At 68.2% G+C, this 16,819-nt stretch carries 18 protein-coding genes; 4 read left to right on the top strand and 14 right to left on the bottom strand.

The window, feature by feature from the left end; translation table 11 throughout:
- Positions 1–5: 5 nt before the first annotated feature.
- The 4 genes from secB to ACZK29_RS00630 form a co-directional block, all read right to left on the bottom strand.
- Positions 6–524, bottom strand: coding sequence for a protein-export chaperone SecB (secB, locus tag ACZK29_RS00645; protein WP_004153553.1), 519 nt, complete (start codon positions 522–524; stop codon positions 6–8).
- Between the two features lie 99 nt (positions 525–623).
- Complete coding sequence (locus tag ACZK29_RS00640; protein WP_004153552.1) at positions 624–1,061, bottom strand: rhodanese-like domain-containing protein; 438 nt, start codon at positions 1,059–1,061, stop codon at positions 624–626.
- 57 nt (positions 1,062–1,118) lie between these two features.
- Positions 1,119–1,544: a hypothetical protein gene (locus tag ACZK29_RS00635; protein ID WP_459048250.1), complete on the bottom strand. Its 426-nt coding sequence runs from the start codon at positions 1,542–1,544 to the stop codon at positions 1,119–1,121.
- A 32-nt stretch (positions 1,545–1,576) separates the two neighbouring features.
- A complete protein-coding gene (locus ACZK29_RS00630) occupies positions 1,577–2,044 on the bottom strand; it encodes a YiiD C-terminal domain-containing protein (protein WP_008266702.1) in 468 nt (155 codons plus the stop codon).
- A 35-nt stretch (positions 2,045–2,079) separates the two neighbouring features.
- Here ACZK29_RS00630 and ACZK29_RS00625 point away from each other — a divergent pair, with 35 nt between their 5' ends.
- From ACZK29_RS00625 to ACZK29_RS00615, 3 genes are all read left to right on the top strand, one after another.
- Positions 2,080–2,889, top strand: a complete 810-nt coding sequence (locus tag ACZK29_RS00625; RefSeq protein WP_478446531.1) for a uroporphyrinogen-III synthase — start codon at positions 2,080–2,082, stop codon at positions 2,887–2,889.
- A gap of 103 nt (positions 2,890–2,992) precedes the next feature.
- Positions 2,993–3,970, top strand: a complete 978-nt coding sequence (locus tag ACZK29_RS00620) for a uroporphyrinogen-III C-methyltransferase (RefSeq protein WP_106548725.1) — start codon at positions 2,993–2,995, stop codon at positions 3,968–3,970.
- A 6-nt stretch (positions 3,971–3,976) separates the two neighbouring features.
- Positions 3,977–5,272 (top strand): heme biosynthesis HemY N-terminal domain-containing protein, encoded by a 1,296-nt coding sequence (locus tag ACZK29_RS00615; protein WP_111203098.1) that lies wholly within the window; start codon positions 3,977–3,979, stop codon positions 5,270–5,272.
- A 155-nt stretch (positions 5,273–5,427) separates the two neighbouring features.
- On the opposite strand, the gene ACZK29_RS00610 is transcribed toward ACZK29_RS00615, so the two are convergent.
- Positions 5,428–6,723: an acetyl-CoA C-acetyltransferase gene (locus tag ACZK29_RS00610; protein WP_099551602.1), complete on the bottom strand. Its 1,296-nt coding sequence runs from the start codon at positions 6,721–6,723 to the stop codon at positions 5,428–5,430.
- Between the two features lie 93 nt (positions 6,724–6,816).
- Between ACZK29_RS00610 and ACZK29_RS00605 the strand changes: the two genes are divergently transcribed.
- Positions 6,817–7,704, top strand: coding sequence for a hypothetical protein (locus ACZK29_RS00605; protein WP_478446530.1), 888 nt, complete (start codon positions 6,817–6,819; stop codon positions 7,702–7,704).
- Positions 7,705–7,837: 133 nt separating this feature from the next.
- On the opposite strand, the gene ACZK29_RS00600 is transcribed toward ACZK29_RS00605, so the two are convergent.
- The 9 genes from ACZK29_RS00600 to ACZK29_RS00560 form a co-directional block, all read right to left on the bottom strand.
- Complete coding sequence (locus ACZK29_RS00600; RefSeq protein ID WP_478446529.1) at positions 7,838–8,458, bottom strand: superoxide dismutase family protein; 621 nt, start codon at positions 8,456–8,458, stop codon at positions 7,838–7,840.
- Positions 8,459–8,489: 31 nt separating this feature from the next.
- A complete protein-coding gene (locus tag ACZK29_RS00595) occupies positions 8,490–9,059 on the bottom strand; it encodes a superoxide dismutase family protein (RefSeq protein WP_111203104.1) in 570 nt (189 codons plus the stop codon).
- 93 nt (positions 9,060–9,152) lie between these two features.
- Positions 9,153–10,601, bottom strand: coding sequence for a nitrogen regulation protein NR(I) (ntrC, locus tag ACZK29_RS00590; protein WP_111203106.1), 1,449 nt, complete (start codon positions 10,599–10,601; stop codon positions 9,153–9,155).
- Complete coding sequence (locus tag ACZK29_RS00585) at positions 10,594–11,655, bottom strand: two-component system sensor histidine kinase NtrB (RefSeq protein ID WP_164146513.1); 1,062 nt, start codon at positions 11,653–11,655, stop codon at positions 10,594–10,596. The genes ntrC and ACZK29_RS00585 overlap by 8 nt, the downstream gene beginning before the upstream one ends.
- 115 nt (positions 11,656–11,770) lie before the next feature.
- A complete protein-coding gene (locus ACZK29_RS00580) occupies positions 11,771–13,816 on the bottom strand; it encodes a TonB-dependent receptor (protein ID WP_111203107.1) in 2,046 nt (681 codons plus the stop codon).
- Positions 13,817–13,923: 107 nt separating this feature from the next.
- The gene (locus tag ACZK29_RS00575) at positions 13,924–14,238 is read right to left on the bottom strand and encodes a hypothetical protein (RefSeq protein ID WP_111203109.1); all 315 of its coding nucleotides are present in this window, start codon (positions 14,236–14,238) and stop codon (positions 13,924–13,926) included.
- A gap of 109 nt (positions 14,239–14,347) precedes the next feature.
- Positions 14,348–15,514 (bottom strand): murein transglycosylase A, encoded by a 1,167-nt coding sequence (gene mltA / locus ACZK29_RS00570; protein ID WP_459048267.1) that lies wholly within the window; start codon positions 15,512–15,514, stop codon positions 14,348–14,350.
- A gap of 67 nt (positions 15,515–15,581) precedes the next feature.
- Positions 15,582–16,328, bottom strand: coding sequence for an N-acetylmuramoyl-L-alanine amidase (locus ACZK29_RS00565; protein WP_478446528.1), 747 nt, complete (start codon positions 16,326–16,328; stop codon positions 15,582–15,584).
- 131 nt (positions 16,329–16,459) lie between these two features.
- Positions 16,460–16,780, bottom strand: a complete 321-nt coding sequence (locus ACZK29_RS00560) for a hypothetical protein (RefSeq protein WP_146268003.1) — start codon at positions 16,778–16,780, stop codon at positions 16,460–16,462.
- Positions 16,781–16,819: the final 39 nt, after the last annotated feature.

Here is a 16,819-nt window from a genome sequence, read left to right as displayed (position 1 = left end):
CGGAATCAGGCGTTGCCGGCCGGCTCGGAGTCAGCCAGCGACGGTGCGTCGCCCTGCTCCTGGCGCTGGCGCAGGGTTTCTGCGTACAGGCCTTCGAAGTTGATCGGCTGCAGGAAGAACGGCGGGAAGCCGCCGGCCTGGATCAGGTCGCTGACCAGCTGGCGCACGTACGGGAACAGGATGTTCGGGCACTGGGTGCCAAGCAGCACGTCGATCGACTGCGGGTCCAGGCCGACCAGGCCGAACACGCCGGCCTGCTTCACTTCGGCCACGTAGGCGGTGCGCTCACCGGCCTGGCAGGTCAGGGTCACGGCCAGCACGACTTCGAAGGCGTTCTCACCCAGGCGCTGCACCTGCTGGTTCAGGTTCAGCTGCAGCTCCGGCTGCACCTGGTCATTGAAGATGGTCGGAGCGTTCGGCGACTCGAAGGAGACGTCCTTGACGTAGATCTTCTCGACGGTGAAAGCGGGGCCGGTGGCGGCATCGACCGGCGCAGCGGCGCCGTTGGTGATCTCTTCGGACATTTCCAGTAACTCCAATGAATGCAATGAAAACGATGGTCGAATTACTGCGATGGGGGCGGCATCAGGCCCATACAAGGCCGGATCCGCCACCTGCGGCAATCAGTTGCGGCCCTTGACCAGCGGCAGCTCGGCCTGCTGCCAGGCGGGAATACCGCCGTCGAGCACGTAGACCTTCTCGAAGCCTGCCTTCTTCAGTGCCTTGGCGGCGGTTTCCGAGGCGTTGCCGCTGCGGCACACCAGCACCACCGGCGACTGCTTGGCGTTGGCCACCAGCTTGTTGTCCGGGCCGAAGGCGCTGGCCTGGGCGTTGCGGCTGCCGGCAATGTGGCCCTTCTCGAAATCACCGCTGGCCGACAGGTCGACCACCACCGTGCCGCCCGCGTTCATCAGCTGGGTCAGTTCGGCGGGCTTGATGCCCTTGAAGCCCCGGAACAGGCGGCGGATCTCGGTGACGATGATGGCCACGGTCAGGCCGACCAGGGCCGCGGACAGCATCGGGTTTCGGCCTGCAAAGGCCAGCAACTCTTCGTAATTCACTCAGGTCACGGGTCGATTAAGCGGGCGCCGATTGTCGCACAAGCCGGACGCGGCCCGTCACTGCCCCTTCCACAGGTCCGGCAGGCCGGCGGTCTGCCACCAGCGCTTGGCCTCCGGATCCCAGCGCCAGCGCTCGACCACCATCACGGTGCGTTCGGCCTGGGTGTTCTGGTTGATCACCCCGATTTCGACCCGGCGCTCGACCAGGCCGCCTTCCAGCGCCGCGCTGCTGCGCTCGCGGTAGGACGACACGCGCAGCTGCGCGTAGCGGTTGAGCTCGAACTCGGTGGGCGGCTTTTCCTTGCGCTGCTTGGGGTCGAGGTAGCCGATGGCATCGTCCATGCTGCCCCAGCGGATGGTCGCCCCGTAAGCGATCTGGGTTTCTTCCAGCAGCTTTCGCTGCTTGCGGCTGAGGTCGTCGGCCGAGGCTGCGGCGCTGGCCAGCAGCACGGAGCAGATCAGGAACTGGATGAGGCGGCGCATCGGTGGTTTCCCCAGAACGTCAGCCTGCCATCCTACCCTTTGGCGAAGGCAACAAAGCGACCGCTGAACTCGGCGGCCGGCTTGCCATCGGCGCCGGGCTGGGTGGCGATGATGCTGATGCGGGCCTTGCGGCGCTGGCGGAAGGTATTCAGGAAGGCATCCCAGCCGCTGGCTTCGGCCGCTTCGGCATGGGCATGCAGGTCTTCGTAGACCGGGGCCAGGTAGCGCAGGTTGCTGTCGGCCACGTAGACCTCGGCATCGTGGCCGGCCAGGCGCAGGCGCAGGCTGACCAGTGCCCAGCCCGACAGGGTCAGCACCGAGGCCAGGCTGCCACCGAAGGCGTTGCCCTTGTCGTTGACGTTGGCGGCCAGCGGCGCGGTGATGCGCAGCACGCCGTCGGCATAGCCGTCGAGCTGGATCTGCATGGCGCGGACCGCCGGCATGCAGTCCAGCACGTCCTGCAGGGCGGCCAACGAGGAAGTCAGGGCATCAACGGACATCGGAGCAGCGACCACGACAACGAAGGGCCCGCATAATGCAGGCAATGGCCGACCATACGATACCCACTGGCGCTGCCGGTTCCGAGGTGGGCTGGACCTTCATTTCGCTGCGCCCACGAGGCCAGAATGCGGCGCTGCGCCGCGCCGTCGCTGGGCTGGGCGGGCATGTCGTGGCCCTGCCGCCCTGGCGCTTGCAACGCCTGCAGGGCACGCCAGTGGTGCGCCAGCTGCAACGCGCGCTGAACTGCGATCGGGTGGTGTTCACCAGCCCGGCTGCGGTGGCCGCAGCCGCCGCGCTGCTGCCGCTGGCCAAGGCGCAGCGCAGCCCCTGGCTGACGGTGGGCGAAGGCACCGCGCGCGCGTTGCGGGCACAGGGCATTGACCAGGTGCATGCGCCGCAGCGGATGGACAGCGAAGGCCTGCTCGCCCTGCCGGTCCTGGCGCAGGTGCAGGGCCTGCGCATCGGCCTGGTCACCGCCCCCGGTGGACGCGGCCTGATTGCTGCGCAGCTGCAGGCGGCGGGCGCCATCCTCGAACGCGCCGACGTCTATCAGCGTCGCCTGCTGCGCCTGCCGCCCCGTGCGCTGGCCCGGCTGGCGCGTTCAGCGTCCCCCTGGGTGCTTGCGGTCAGCAGTGGCGAAGCGCTCCAGCATTTCTGGCGGCAGATTCCGGCCACCCTGCAGCAGCGTCTGCGGGCACACGCCAGCATCGTGGTCGCCAGCGACCGGCTCGGTGAACAGGCTCGCGGCCTGGGCCTGCACCGGGTCGTGCGCAGTGCCGGGCCGACGACTGAACAATTGGTCGCCGCTGCACACGCCACGCTCACCGGCCCGGCAGCGACCTGAACAGGGACGTGGGTCACGCTTGCCGCTGCCGTCGGCAACAGTGATGCTGTGCACAACGCGGCCTGCCGGAACCGACTGGCAACACAGCCGACAAGGAAGCCCGATGAACGACACTCCGCCCGCTGCTCCACCCCATCGACCCGTGCGCTGGCTGCTGCCGCTGGCCGGGGTGGTCGTGCTGGGTGCGGGCGGCTATGCCGGCTGGTACTTCTGGCAGCAGCAACAGGAAGAACAGCACGCGCAGGCACAGACCACCGCCGTGCAGCTGCAAGGCCTGGAAGCCACGCTGGACGCGCTGCGCCGTGACCAGCGCGCGACCAGCCAGCGCCTGCAGGATGCGGCAGCCACCAACCGCGTGCTGCGCGACGAGATGCTGGGCCTCTCGCAGCGCAGTGCGCTGCTGGAAGAGAACCTGGCCAAGCTGGCCGACAGCGCCAACCAGGGCCGGCAGGCGGTACAGCGCGATGAGGCCGAGCTGCTGCTGACCCAGGCCGCGCAGCGCCTCAACTACGCCGACGACGTGGACGGCGCGCGCCGTCTGTACGCGCAGGCGGCCACCGCGCTGGCCGATCTGCCCGACAGCGAGGGCCTGAACCTGCGCCAGGCGCTGGTGCAGGAGCGCGATGCGCTCGATGCGCTGGGCGCCGGCCCGCGCGTGCAGTCGCTGCAGCGCCTGGATGCCTTGGCCAGGGCACTGCAGGGGCTGCCCTCGCAGGTACCCGGCAACGCTGCGACCGACACCGCAAAACCGTGGTGGCAATCGACGCTGGCCCCGTTCGTGGACATCACACCGAGCCGCCAGAACGGCCCGCTGACCGCTGCCGAACGCCGCAACGCCGACGATGCACTGCAGCTGGAACTGACCCTGGCGCGCGCCGCGATCGAACGCGGCGACCGCGCCGGCCGCGATACCGCGTTGGCACGCGTGGAGCACTGGGCACAGCGACGCTGGCCGGATTCACCGGCCCTGCGCGCGCAACGTGCTGAACTGAAGGCCTTGCGCGAGCTTCCGCTGCAGGCCAGCAACGCCGTTCTTGGCAGCACCCTGCAGCAACTGCGCACCCAGACCGACCGGAGGTAATCCCGCATGAAACCCCTGCAATCCCTGGTCGTGCTGTTGCTGGCCGTGGCCATCGGCGTGGTTGCCGCGCAATGGCTCGGCGCCGATGACCTCAACCGCTTCGGCGAAGTGACCCTGCGCTACGGCGGCTACGATTACCACAGCAACCTGCCGAAGGTGGCCCTGCTGACGGTGATCGCGGTGCTGGTGCTGTGGCTGCTGTGGAGCCTGATTGCCGCACCGTTCCGGGCCTGGGGCCGCTACCGCCGCAAGCAGGGCCGGGTGCGCCTGATCGACGGCCTGCAGGCCTACGAACATGGCCAGTGGCAGCGTGCCGAAAAACTGCTGGATGGCGCTGCCAAGGATCCGGAAGTGAGCGCGGTGGCGCTGGCCAATGCCGTGCGCAGCGCACAGGCGCGTGCCGACGGCCCCGCCGGTGAAGCACTGCTGCAGCGCCTGGGCGAAAGCGATGCCACGCTGCAGGCGCTGCTGCGCGCCGAACAGCTGTTGGCGCGCGACCTGCCGGTGGATGCGATCAACGCATTGGACGTAGCCGCGATCCAGCCGCTGCCGCCGCGTGGCCTGTGGCTGCGCACGGAAGCGCTGGCGCGGGCCGGCCGCGCACACGAGGCCTATGGCCAGCTGGGTGCGCTGCGGCAGAGCAAGGTGCTGCCGGCCGAATCGAACAGCGAACTGGAAGCACGCCTGGCGGCACAGGCGCTGCTGGAAGCGGTTGACGTCAATGCGCTGGCCGCGCAGTGGGAAGCCACGCCGAAGGCACTGCGCCCCACCCCGGACGTGGTGGGTGCCTATGCCAGCCGCGCGGTGGCACTGAACTGGGACGAGCCGGCGCTGCTGGCGCTGGAGCAGGCCCTGGACCATCGCTGGGACGACGAACTGGTGGCGCTGTATGGCCGCCTGCCGGCCGAGCGCCTGGCCACGCGACAAGCCAACCTGGCGCGCTGGCGCAACGTGCACGACAGCTCGGCCGCGCTGCGCCTGGCACAGGGCCGCGTGGCACTGGGCCAGCAGCAGTGGGATGCCGCCGATGCGTTCCTGCACGAAGCCATCGCCGCGGGCGCCGGTGCACCGGCATGGGAAGCACTGGGTGAACTGTTCGCGCAGCGTGGCGAGCACGCACTGGCCGCGCAGTGCCTGGCCAATGCGCTGCGCCTGCAGCGCGGCGAGGACAGCGTGGAGCTGGTGCGTGGCATTGAAGTGCCGTCGCGGGCCACGGTGGAAGAGCAGCCGATCGCGGTGCAGCCGCCGGTGTATGACGCCAACGAAGAGCGCGACGAATTCGGTAATCCGCGGTTGCCGTGATTGGTAGTGCCGGCCGCTGGCCGGCTTCCACCGGTGAACTTGGCACCGTGCCAAGCAAGCTTGGCACCCACCAGAGCAACAATCCGAGCAACAACGAAAACGCCGCCCATCGGGCGGCGTTTTTTTAGGTAGATCCACGCCATGCGTGGATGCGATCAGCGTTCGACGATCGCCACCACGCCCATGCCGCCAGCGGTGCAGATCGACACCAGCGCGCGGCCACCGCCGCGTTCGGCCAGCTGCTTGGCCGCGGTGGCGATCACGCGGGCGCCGGTGGCAGCGAACGGGTGGCCGGTGGCCAGCGACGAACCCAGCAGGTTGATCTTGTCCGGGTCGATGCGGCCCAACGGTGCGTCCAGGCCCAGGCGGTTGCGGCAGTAATCCTCGCTCTCCCACGCACGCAGGGTGCACAGCACCTGCGCAGCGAAGGCTTCGTGGATCTCGTAGATGTCGAAGTCCTGCAGGGTCAGGCCGTTGCGCTTGAGCATTTCCGGCACGGCCACGGTCGGCGCCATCAGCAGGCCTTCGCCATGCACGAAGTCCACCGCAGAGACATGCGCGTCGCGCAGATAGGCCTGCGGCTCATGGCCGTGTGCACGCGCCCACTCTTCACTGGCCAGCAGCACCGCGGCGGCGCCGTCGGTCAGCGGGGTGGAGTTGGCGGCGGTGAGCGTGCCACGGCCGGAGACCTTGTCGAAGGCCGGCTTCAGCGTGGCGAGCTTTTCCAGCGAGGTATCCGGGCGCAGGATGTTGTCGCGCTCGACGCCACGGAACGGTGCGATCAGGTCGTTGAAGAAGCCGCGCTCATAAGCGGCAGCCAGCTTCTTGTGCGAGGACACCGCCCACTCGTCCTGCGAGTCGCGCGAGATGTTCCATTCCTTGGCCATGTCCTCGCAATGGTCGCCCATGCTCTTGCCGGTGCGCGGCTCGGCCACGCCCGGGAACTCGGGCTTCAGTTCGGAGAACTTGAAGCCGGCGGTGAGCGCACGGATCTTGTCGCCGGTGCTCTTGGCACGGTTGGCAGCCAGCAGGCGCGCACGCAGCTTCTTGCCGTAGACGATCGGCACGTCGGACGTGGTATCGGAACCGCCGCCGATGCCCGATTCGATCTGGCCCAGCGCGATCTTGTTGGCGACGGTGATGATGCTGTCCAGCGAGGTACCGCAGGCGCGCTGCAGGGTGATGCCCGGGGTCAGCGGCGACAGGCCGGAGGACAGCGTGGCTTCGCGGCCCAGGTTCCAGTCGCTGGAGTGCTTGATCACCGCACCCATCGCCACTTCACCGAGCTGCTGGCCGTGCAGGCCGAACCGTTCAACCAGCGCGCCCAGCGTACGGACCGACATGCCGAGGTTGCCGACATCCGAATACGCGGTGTTCTGGCGGCAGAACGGAATGCGGACGCCACCGAGGATGGCGACGGGACGAGCGTTGGGCATGGAGATACCTGGCATGGATGAGGGTGTCTGCAACATGGCCTGCACGACGGAGCAGGCATAATGGAGCCAAGTGTAGCTGCCGCCCTGTGATGGGCCAACCGTGGAACCATGAGCAAACCCGACCCCGCGATGAATGCCCTTGGCGTGCTGGCCCTGGAACTGGCTGGCGGCGAAATTCCCCGCCAGGCGGTACTCAGCGCCGAACAGGCCGGTGAACTGGCCGAACGCGTCGGCCGTGACCTTTCCAAGCTGGTGCCGCAGGTGGCCGAGCTGGACCTGGTGTTCGCCGCCGCCCATTTCGACCCGGCCGAAGTACTGCGCCCGGGCTGGCCGATCCATCGCCGGCTGGAAGAACTGCAGATGCGTGCCCCGGGCCGCAACCAGGGCCCGCGCCTGCTGGCGTTCGGTACCGATGCCAACGGTGACGTACCGCTGCCGTTCCAGGCCGATGCCAGCCTGGTGGGCGGTGGCCTGCGCGTGGTGCCGTTCCTGCTGACCGGCAGCGACGTGGCCACCACCAACGCAGTGGCCAACGCGCTGGAAGAAACGCTGCTGGCCAACGGCATGGCGCATGCCGATACCGCGCTGATGGCGCAGAACACCTTCGGTGCCCGCATCGAGCACGCGCGCTATTTCACCGTGAACGACCTGGCCGCGATGATGTCGATGCAGTACGACAACCAGGGCCTGGCCGCGCTGTGGCCGCTGATCGAGACCGCGATCATGGCGCCGGGCGAGGACGAGTGGCTCAACGCCGCGCCCGAGCCGCTGCTGCGTTACACCCATGGCGAGGCACGCATGGCGCTGTTCGACCCGGCCGGCTGGTGCGCGCACTACAACCACGGCAACAACGACTGCGATCGCCTGAAGGGCATGTACGAGCAGTTCCTGATGCGCCAGCGGCAGATGGCTGCCGTGCTGGAAGCACATGGCGTGCCGGTGCTGTTCGTGCATTGCGAGGCTGGGCAGGACGCGCGCGAGCTGCTGGCGCGCTGATCGACGGACGTATTCCGCCGGGCATGGCCCAGCGCTACCTGTACGCTTTGTTGTAGAGCCGATCCCATGCTCGGCTCAGGCCGCCTGCAGAGCAGCCGAGCGTGGGCTCGGCTCTACAGGCGGCACGTGCGCCTTACGGGGCCTTCTGTATCACTGCACACGCCAGGCGCGCGCCGGCATTGCCGGTCGGCTGGGTCTTGTAGTCATCCGCATCGGCGTGGACGATCAGGCCGCGGCCGATGATGTCGAAGTCATCACCCTTGCCGATGTTGACGTTGCTCGACACCGGGCCGTCGATGGTGGCCACGCCCTTGTCATCAGCCTTGATGTTGGGCATGTCGCCGCCGTGGTGCGGATCGGTGGCGACGTTGCCGTGATCCTGGTGGCCCGGGTTGAAGTGGCCGCCGGCGCTCATGCCATCCGGCGCGCTGCAGTCACCCTTCTCGTGGATGTGGAAGCCGTGCTCGCTGCCCGGCTTCAGGCCGCTGATCTGGCCGGTCACGTGGACCTTGCCGTCGACCACCTTGAAGGTGACGCTGCCCTTGGCCTCGTTGCCCTGGGTCGGTGCCAGCTCGGCGGTGGCCGAAGCATCGACGGCCGGTGCGGCCGCCGCTGCCGGTGCGGCCGCCGGTTCAGTGGTGGCAGCCGGCGCCGCCGGTGCGGTTTCCGCCTGCGGTGCGGCGGGCTGCTGGCCGCAGGCCGCCAGGCCCAGCGTGGCAATGGTGGCAAACAGCGAAGTGTGGATCAGACGCATGGAATCTCTCCCTGGATGATGCCTGCAGTGATCAGCGGACAACCCGGATCACGCCACAGGCGATGCGGACGCCGGCATTGCCGGCGGGCTGGCTGCGATAGTCGTCGGCGTTGGCATGCACGACCAGTGCACGTCCGGCGATATCGGTGGCGGCGCCTCCGCCAAGGGTAACGCCCTTGAGGTGGATATCGACGTTGGCGCGGCCCTGGGCGTCGGCACGCAGATTGTCCATGTCGCCCAGGTGGTGCTTGCCGGTGCCGGCGCGGCCATGCGCAGCGCCACCAGGGTTGAAGTGATTACCGGCACTGCTGGCATCCACCGCACTGCAGTCGCCGCGCTCGTGGATGTGGAAGCCCGCCTGCTGCAGCGGCTGCAGGCCACCGATCAGGCCGGTGATGTGGATACCGCCGGGCTCCACCATCAGTGCGATGCGGCCACTGACAATGCTGGCCGAGGCCGGCGACAGGTTGGCCTCAGCCTGCTTGGCGGCACTGACCACGGTCGGCGGCGGCGGGGTGGGCTCGGCCTTCTTCGGTGCGCTGCCACAGGCAGACAGCAGCACGGCGGCGGACAACGGCAGGATGGCAAAGGACAGACGCATCGAAGACTCCTTGCAGGTGACACTACGGACGGCATCGTCCATGAACGATCAACGGTTCGGCAAGCCGGTGCGAGGATCGCGTGCAGGGACCGTTCAATGGCCCCCGCGACGGCGCCCGGCGCCCAGCTTGCGGGTAAGGGTATTGCGGCCAAGGCCGAGGCGGGCAGCGGCTTCTGCGCGGCGCCCATGGGTGATCTGCAGCGCGGCCTCCAGCAGCGCATGGTCGACCCGCTCGCGCACCTGCGCATGCAGGCCCTCCACGCCTTCGGCCAGCTGCCGGCGTGCCCACTCGGCCAGCAGCGCTTCCCACTGCCCCGGATCGGCACCGTGCGCGGGGCTGCGGCGGCCACGCGCGCGATTGAGCGCGGTATCGACGTCGGCCACGCCGATGGTGTCGGCGGCGGCCAGCGCAGCCATCCGCCAGCACACATTCTCCAGTTCGCGCACATTACCCGGCCAGTCGTGTTCGCGCAGCGCCTGCAGGGCGGCGGCGGTCAAGCGCTTCGGTGGCGTGTCCAGCTTGCGTGCGGCCGCGGCCAGGAAGGTGCTGGCCAGTTGCGCGATATCCTCGCGGCGCTCGCGCAGCGGCGGCAGCTGCAGGCGCACCACGTCCAGGCGGTGCAGCAGATCGGCGCGGAACTTCCCCTGCGCGACCAGTCCCTCCAGATCCTGGTGGGTGGCGGCCACCACGCGCACGTCGACGCGGATCAGCTCGCGGCCACCGACGCGGAAGAACTCGCCCTGCGCCAGCACGCGCAACAGGCGGGTCTGCAGCGGCAGCGGCATGTCTCCGATCTCGTCGAGGAACAGCGTGCCGCCGTCGGCCTGCTCGAAACGGCCGATATGACGACGCTGCGCCCCGGTGAACGCACCGGCCTCGTGGCCGAACAGCTCGCTTTCCAGCAACTCGGACGGGATCGCGGCAGTGTTGAGTGCAACGAACGGACCGTGCGCGCGCGGCGATTCGCGATGCAGCGCATTGGCCACCAGCTCCTTGCCGGTGCCGGTCTCGCCGGTGATCAGCACCGCCAGCGGCGCCTGTGCGAGGCGACCGATGGCGCGGAACAGCGCGCGCATCGGCGGCGTATCGCCGACCAGCTGCGGCGGCTGGTCGCTGTGCGTTTCCGCCGCAGGCGTGGGCGCGGCCAGCGCCGGTGCCACTGCCGGCAGCACGCGCTGAGCCAGCGCCACCGCATCGTCCAGATCGAATGGCTTGGACAGGAACTCATGCGCGCCGCCACGGAACGCACCGGCGGTGCTGGCCACATCGGTATAGGCCGACATCACCACCACCGGCAGCTGCGGCAATGCGGCCTTGAGCTTGTCCAGCAGCACCAGGCCGTCGTCGCCGGGCATGCGCACGTCGGTGAACAGCAACGCCGGCGGCGGGCCGTCGTTCAACGCCTTCAACGCGGGCGCGGCGCTATCAAAATCGACGACCTGGTAACCCGCCTCACGCAGCGCGGTACACAGCACGAAGCGAACAGCGCGGTCGTCGTCGACCACCCAGATACGCTGTACGGGGGTGGAAGCATCAGGCATCGCGCGGGGCCTCTTCGGCAGGGGCGGTGCCGTTGGCGATCGGCAGCAGCAGGGTGAACACGGTATGGCCCGGGCGCGAGCGGTAGGTGAGCGTGCCGCGGTGCTCGCGCGCCACCTGCTGGGCCAGCGCCAGTCCCAGACCGGTGCCTTCGGCGCGGCCACTGACCAGCGGCAGGAAAAGGTGTTCGGCCAGTTCCTCCGGCACGCCGCGGCCATCGTCAGCGATCTCCAGGCGCAGCGCCAGCGTATGCAGCTGTTCGGCGATGCGCACGCCATGCTCCACGCGGGTGCGCAGGGTGATGTTGCCCGCACCGGCCTGGATCGCATTACGCACCAGATTCCACACCGCCTGGGTGAGGCGGTCGGCGTCGCCGTAGAATTCGGGAATGCTGGGGTCGTAGTCGCGCTGCAGGCGTACCGCCCAGCCGGCTTCGCTCTCGGCCAGGCGCAGCACGCGTTCCAGCGCGGCATGGATGTTCAGTTCAGCGTGCGGGGCCGCCGGGGCCGGCGACAACAGCTGGTCGAGCAGGCCGTTGAGGCGTTCGATTTCCGAGCCGATGAGCTCGATCAGCTCGCGTTCGCTGGCATCGCGCTGGGCAGCACGCCGGGCGAGCAGCTGGGCTGCGCCCTTCAGCCCGGCCAGCGGATTGCGCAGCTCGTGGGCCAGGCCCTTCAGTGCCGCGCTGAGCGCGCTGGGCAGGGCCTGGGTCGGGTCGAGCCCGGGGAATTCATCGACCGGGTGTGCCTCCAGCAGCCAGCCTCCGTCGTCGCGGCGGCTCATCCAGCCCTCGGCGAAGCGCGGCGCCTCGCCGGGCACCGCCAGCGCCAGCCGGTTCAGGCGCAGGCTGTCGCGCTCGTCGCGGGCCAGGAAATGGGCCAGGGCCTCGCCCTGCACCTCCAGCGCGGCCAATGGCTGGCCCAGCAGGCGGCGGCCACTGACGCCCAGCCAGCGGCCGAAGGCCGGGTTGCAGCCGATGATGCGGCCGTCGGCCCCGGCCCAGGCCAGCGGCGTGCCGAGGGCATCGAGGGACGGCGGGGGTGCGGGGTCGGACATTGCACCAATGTAGTGCAAAACGCGGGGTTCGGGGCCGGATCCCTTTCCGTCAGGAAAGGGCTCTGACCCCTGCCGCAGGTCGAGCAAGCTCGACCACTACCAGATGCGTGGCCGGTTACAGCTTCATGTTGAGGCCGACGAATACACTGCGGCCCGGCGCCGGCGAGAACATGGGGCGGGCGCTGTCCCAGAAGAAGCTGTCGTACCAGGCGTAGGCGTACCCGCGGCCGGTAACGTTCTTCAGCTGCAGGTCCACGCTGAAACGCGGGGTGAGCTGGTAGGCCGCGCTGAGGTCGAGCACGGCGAAGCCTCCGAACTTGCCGGCCACGTTGCGCTCTTCCAGGTAGTAATCGCCCTGTGCACGCGCCTGCAGCCCCAGCCGCAGCGCATCAGTGGCACGGTAGTCCACGCCCAGATTGCTGATGTGGCGCGGGGTGGCGGCCACTTCCCGGCCCTGCAGGGAAATGCTGGCATCGCGGTCGTCGCGGGTGATCTTCGCTTCCTGGTAGGCGTGCGACGCCCATACCGTCCAGTCGTCGCCCAGCTGCAGGCTCAGCTGCGCATCCACGCCGCGCCGGCGGGTCTTGCCCAGGGTGACCGTGGTGCCGGTGGCCGGCATGTTGGATACCTCGTTTTCCGCGTCCTGCTGCCACACCGCCAGGCGTGCCTGGCTGCCGGCAAACGGCTGGAATTTCAGGCCCAGCTCCATGCCGGTGTTGGTGGACGGCTGCATCGGTGCCTGCCCCGGGGTGAGGTAGGCCGGCGCGGTGGACCCGGTCAGTACCTGGAAGGTGCGGCCCCAGTTCGCGTAGACGTGGGTGGTCTGGCCCAGGCTGTGGATGATGCTCAGCTTGGGCTGACCGATGCTGCCGTAGTCCTGGAGCCGAGCGGTGATGCCGTTCATCAGGTGCGTGCGGCCACTGAAACGGTCGACGCGGTAGGCCGGCACGATCTTCCAGGCCTCGACCGGCTGGTAGACGGCCTGCACGTAGGCACCCCAGTTGTCGAAGCTGTGCCGATCGTTGTTCTGCACCCGCGCCGGCGGCTGGCTGAAATCGGTGGGTTCGGCGTAGGCGTAGCGCTCGCGGAGGTAGCCGTTGTCCTGCTGCTCGTAGTTCAGGCCGCCCTCGACAGTAAGCGCGGGGCTTGCCTGCCAGGTCAGCGTGCTGAGCAGGCCATGCTGCCGCTCGTCCCACACGCGGCGCTGGCGCGGCAGGTTGCCGGTGGGCAGGTTGCTGAAGGTCACGCGGCGGTCGTCTTCGTAGCGGTTGTAGTACAGCCGCGTGCCGAAGGTGAGTGCGTCGGACAGCTTCATGTCCAGGTGCGCGGCAAGCTGGCGCATGTCGCGGTCATCACCGTCGTTGCCGTTGCGCAGCTCGCTGCCACGGCGGTGCGTGCGCAGTTCCTCGGCGGTCATGAAGCCCGGTTCGTCGGCCTCATGGTGGTAGGCGCGCGCGGTCAGGCCCACGCGCAGCCCTTCGTCCAGCGTGCCGAAGAACCACTTGCCGCCCAGCGAGTACTTCTTCGAGGTGTCGTGGTCGCGATAGCCATCGCTGGCCTGGGTGCCGACAAAATAGTTCTGCGCGAAGCCATTGGCTTCGCGGCCAACCGCCAGCTGCGCATCACGGGTGTTGTAGCTGCCGTAGGCCAGGCGCGCATCGGTGTAGCTGCCACCCTGGCGCGTGCCGAAGTTCACGTTGCCGCCGATGCTGTGCAGGCCATAGCGCGGATCGTTGGTACCGCGCACCACTTCGATGTAGCTGATGTCCAGCGGGAACAGCATGTCGATGAAGCGCTGGTTGCCGCTGTTGACGTTGCTGGGGATGCCATCGATCAGCGTCTTGATGGCATTGAGATAACCCTCGCCGTTGAAGGCGCGGAAGCTGACCTTGCCCGATTCGGCGCCCTGCCGGGTTTCGGTGAGCTGGATGCCGGGCATCTGCCCGAGCAGTTCCCAGCTGTGCGAGACGTTGCGGTTTTCGATCTGGTCTGCACCCAGGACGTCCACCGAGGTCAGCACCTGGTGCGCACTGAGCTGGCCTTCGCCGTGCTGGTGTACCTGCACCTTGCCGAGGGTGAGCGCGGCGTCGGCCGACTGCGCGAAGGCTTCAGGGGCAAACGGTGCGACCGCGAGGGCGGCCACAAGGGTGGGAGTCTTCATGGGAAGGGGCGGCTACGGCGAAATGTAATCATATAACATTTCACATGTCCGCTTTTGTAGCGTCGAGCAAGGCTCGGCGCTACAAGGGCGGGTGCCGGGGGCTGGGATTACACCGGGTAACCGGTGGCTTCCCGTGCCTTCTTCCAGGCGGCTTCGAATTCACGCGCGGAGATTTCGTCGTCCTCGTCGAAATCCAGGAACGACACTGGCTGATCGGCCAGCAGGAAGCGGTCGTCGCTGTGGGCATGCTCGTCGGCCCAGACCATCTTGGCACCGTAGATTTCCACCTGCCGCACGATCTTCTCGCCGCGGGCTTCCATCAGCACGTTGCCCTTGCCCAGGCCCGATTCGGCCCAGTGCTTGTAGTACTTCTTTGCGGCCGATTTCGCGCCGGATCTTGCGTTGTGCTTTGCGTAGGTCATTGCAGGGGTCCTGGCCGCAGGCGCGGCCGGAAAGTTCGGAATGGCGCCATTATCAGGCATCCGGGGGTCAGAGCCCTTTCCTTTGGAAAGGGATCCGCCCCCTGCTGGATCAGTTCGGCAGAGGCACGCCCTTCGGCCACAGCATCCAGATGTTGCCCTTCTGCTTCATGTCGCCAGCCAGCTTGCCGGCGGCATCGCCGCTGCCCCAGTACAGGTCGGCGCGCACTTCACCGGCGATGGCGCCGCCGGTGTCCTGCGCGGCCACCGGGCGCACCACCGGGCTGCCGTCCGGGCGCGTGGTGGACAGCCACAGCAGGCTGCCCAGCGGCACCACGGTGCGGTCCACTGCCACGCTGTAACCGGCGGTGAGCGGCACATTCAGCGAACCACGCGGGCCTTCCGGGCTGTCCGGATTGCGAACGAAGAACACGTAACTGGGGTTGCTGCGCAGCAGTTCAGGCACGCGCGCGGGATTGGCCCGGGCCCAGGCGCGGATCGCGTCCATGGTGACGTCTTCCTTCTTCAGCTGGCCCTGGTCCACCAGCCAACGGCCGATGGCGCGATAGGGGTGGCCGTTCTGCTCGGCGTAGGCCAGCCGCACCTGCTTGCCATCGGCCAGGCGCACGCGGCCGGAGCCCTGGATCTGCAGCAGCTGCAGGTCCATCGGATCGGTCAACCAGGCCAGCACCGGCGCTTTGGCGCCCCTGGCCGCGATGGTGCCGGCATCGTCGTAGGGCTTGAGCACCTTGCCCTCAACACGACCACGCAGGCGCTTGCCCTTCAGTTCCGGGTAGAGGCTGTCCAGCTGCACCACCACCAGATCATCGGGCGTGCCGTAGACCGGCACCGTCGCCTTGTCGGTGCGGGTGAGGCTGCCGGGGTAGATCGGCTCGTAGTAGCCGGTGATCAATCCGTCGGCCTGATGGCCACCGGCACGCAGCGCGTAGGCATCGAGGTCGCGCTGCAGGAACTGGCGGATCGCGGCCGGATCCTTGTCTGAAACTGCAGCGGCCGTGGCGCAGGGTTTGGCCCAGACGGCATCGTTCTTCAGGCGGGTGCAGCTGCTGCGCCAGGCAACGAAACCGGCCTGCAGATCGGTATCGGAGACCGGGGGCAATGCGCTCCATGTGGCCTTGGCGTAGGTGGCCGCAGGCGGTGTGACGGCCGTCGACCCTTCGGATCCGGTGCGGGGGGCGGTGGTGGAGCAGCCGGCGAGCACGGCCGCTGCCAACAGAGTCCAGTGCTTGCGCTTGAAGAAGGTGGCGGAATCGATCATGCCGTCATGGTGGCGGGCCAGCCGCTGGGCGGCAACCCAGCGCGGGGTCAAGCGTTCATGCGGCGGATCACGGCGTCTGCAGCAGCAGCGAATGCAGGATGCGGGCGTCCTCGGCATCCAGCGTCTTCGGCAGGTCGTCGCGGCCACGGAAACGGCGGTGGAAGGCGGCGACGGTGGCTTCGCGGTTGTCCAGTGGATAGCCGAAGCGGGCCAGCGCATTCCACGCGTCGAAGCCTTCCGGTGCCGCGCCGTCGGCGGCGCGCGGCCACACCCCGAAGCCGGCCTCGGCCAGCTGCTGCCAAGGGAAGAAGCGGCTCGGATCCTGCTTGCGCGTCGGCGCCAGGTCGGCGTGGGCGATGACCTGGCGCGGCGGGATGTTCAGGCGGGTGGTGAGATCGCGCAGCAGCACGACCAGCGACTCGATCTGCACCGGGGTGAACGGGCTGCGGCCATCGTTGTCGAGCTCGATGCCGATCGAGGCCGAATTGAGATCGGTGATGGTGCCCCAGCGCCCGGCGCCGGCGTGCCAGGCACGGCGCTCATCGGCGACCAGCTGGTAACGATGGCCATCAGCGCCGACCAGATAGTGCGCACTGACCGGCCCACCGCTATTGGCCGTGCGCAACGTATGCAGGCTCTGCTGCACCGACTTCTGCTCGGTGTGGTGGATGACGATGATGACCGGCGTGCGCGCGTTCTGGTTGGGTGACGGCACCCAGGTGGCGAGCGGGTTGTGCTGCACGGGCGCGGTGGTGGTGCAGGCCGTCAAGGCCAGCGCCAGCAGTGCGGAAACCAGAAGGCGGGGGCTGATCATGGACGGATTGTAACCATGGACTGCGGCCGTCGTTCGACCCCACGCGCCGAACGACACCACCGATGGCCCCGCTGTCCGCATGGGAACAGCGGGGACGGATCAGGCCAGCGCCCGGCCAGCCGGCGTGCCGCTCAACCTCGGAAGAACGACAGGTTGTACAGGAACAGGCCCCAGACCACGATCGCGAGTGGGAGCTCGAAAAGCGCGAAACGGTGCCGCAACGCCATCCGGATGAACATCACCACGGTCAACAGGGGCTGCCCGAAGAAGCAGACCCAGAAGAGCACTTCTACGCCCGGCAAAGCGGATAGCTCGTAGATTCCGAGGGAATTGTCAGTGTTCCGATTGAAGGTGACCGCTCCCCAAAGGACGAGCAGGAAAAGCCAGGTCAATGCACTGACGCTCGACAGAAGCTTGACCCACCACTTCGTTACCTTGATTGCGCCGCTCATGTTCATTACCTACCGAACTGATTGAACCTGGTCCAATCA

The organism is Stenotrophomonas sp. 89682_Sma (assembly GCF_056481405.1).
Note: the sequence above shows the minus strand (reverse complement) of the source record. Positions and strands in the feature narration are given on the sequence as shown.

What these genes read in the sequence shown, in the direction of transcription:
- secB (WP_004153553.1), bottom strand. Translation starts at nt 524, where the DNA reads ATGTCCGAAGAGATCACCAACGGCGCCGCTGCGCCGGTCGATGCCGCC.
- ACZK29_RS00635 (WP_459048250.1), bottom strand. Translation starts at nt 1,544, where the DNA reads ATGCGCCGCCTCATCCAGTTCCTGATCTGCTCCGTGCTGCTGGCCAGC.
- ACZK29_RS00630 (WP_008266702.1), bottom strand. Translation starts at nt 2,044, where the DNA reads ATGTCCGTTGATGCCCTGACTTCCTCGTTGGCCGCCCTGCAGGACGTG.
- ACZK29_RS00625 (WP_478446531.1), top strand. Translation starts at nt 2,080, where the DNA reads ATGCAGGCAATGGCCGACCATACGATACCCACTGGCGCTGCCGGTTCC.
- ACZK29_RS00620 (WP_106548725.1), top strand. Translation starts at nt 2,993, where the DNA reads ATGAACGACACTCCGCCCGCTGCTCCACCCCATCGACCCGTGCGCTGG.
- ACZK29_RS00615 (WP_111203098.1), top strand. Translation starts at nt 3,977, where the DNA reads ATGAAACCCCTGCAATCCCTGGTCGTGCTGTTGCTGGCCGTGGCCATC.
- ACZK29_RS00610 (WP_099551602.1), bottom strand. Translation starts at nt 6,723, where the DNA reads ATGCCAGGTATCTCCATGCCCAACGCTCGTCCCGTCGCCATCCTCGGT.
- ACZK29_RS00605 (WP_478446530.1), top strand. Translation starts at nt 6,817, where the DNA reads ATGAGCAAACCCGACCCCGCGATGAATGCCCTTGGCGTGCTGGCCCTG.
- ACZK29_RS00600 (WP_478446529.1), bottom strand. Translation starts at nt 8,458, where the DNA reads ATGCGTCTGATCCACACTTCGCTGTTTGCCACCATTGCCACGCTGGGC.
- ACZK29_RS00595 (WP_111203104.1), bottom strand. Translation starts at nt 9,059, where the DNA reads ATGCGTCTGTCCTTTGCCATCCTGCCGTTGTCCGCCGCCGTGCTGCTG.
- ntrC (WP_111203106.1), bottom strand. Translation starts at nt 10,601, where the DNA reads ATGCCTGATGCTTCCACCCCCGTACAGCGTATCTGGGTGGTCGACGAC.
- ACZK29_RS00585 (WP_164146513.1), bottom strand. Translation starts at nt 11,655, where the DNA reads ATGTCCGACCCCGCACCCCCGCCGTCCCTCGATGCCCTCGGCACGCCG.
- ACZK29_RS00580 (WP_111203107.1), bottom strand. Translation starts at nt 13,816, where the DNA reads ATGAAGACTCCCACCCTTGTGGCCGCCCTCGCGGTCGCACCGTTTGCC.
- ACZK29_RS00575 (WP_111203109.1), bottom strand. Translation starts at nt 14,238, where the DNA reads ATGACCTACGCAAAGCACAACGCAAGATCCGGCGCGAAATCGGCCGCA.
- mltA (WP_459048267.1), bottom strand. Translation starts at nt 15,514, where the DNA reads ATGATCGATTCCGCCACCTTCTTCAAGCGCAAGCACTGGACTCTGTTG.
- ACZK29_RS00565 (WP_478446528.1), bottom strand. Translation starts at nt 16,328, where the DNA reads ATGATCAGCCCCCGCCTTCTGGTTTCCGCACTGCTGGCGCTGGCCTTG.
- ACZK29_RS00560 (WP_146268003.1), bottom strand. Translation starts at nt 16,780, where the DNA reads ATGAGCGGCGCAATCAAGGTAACGAAGTGGTGGGTCAAGCTTCTGTCG.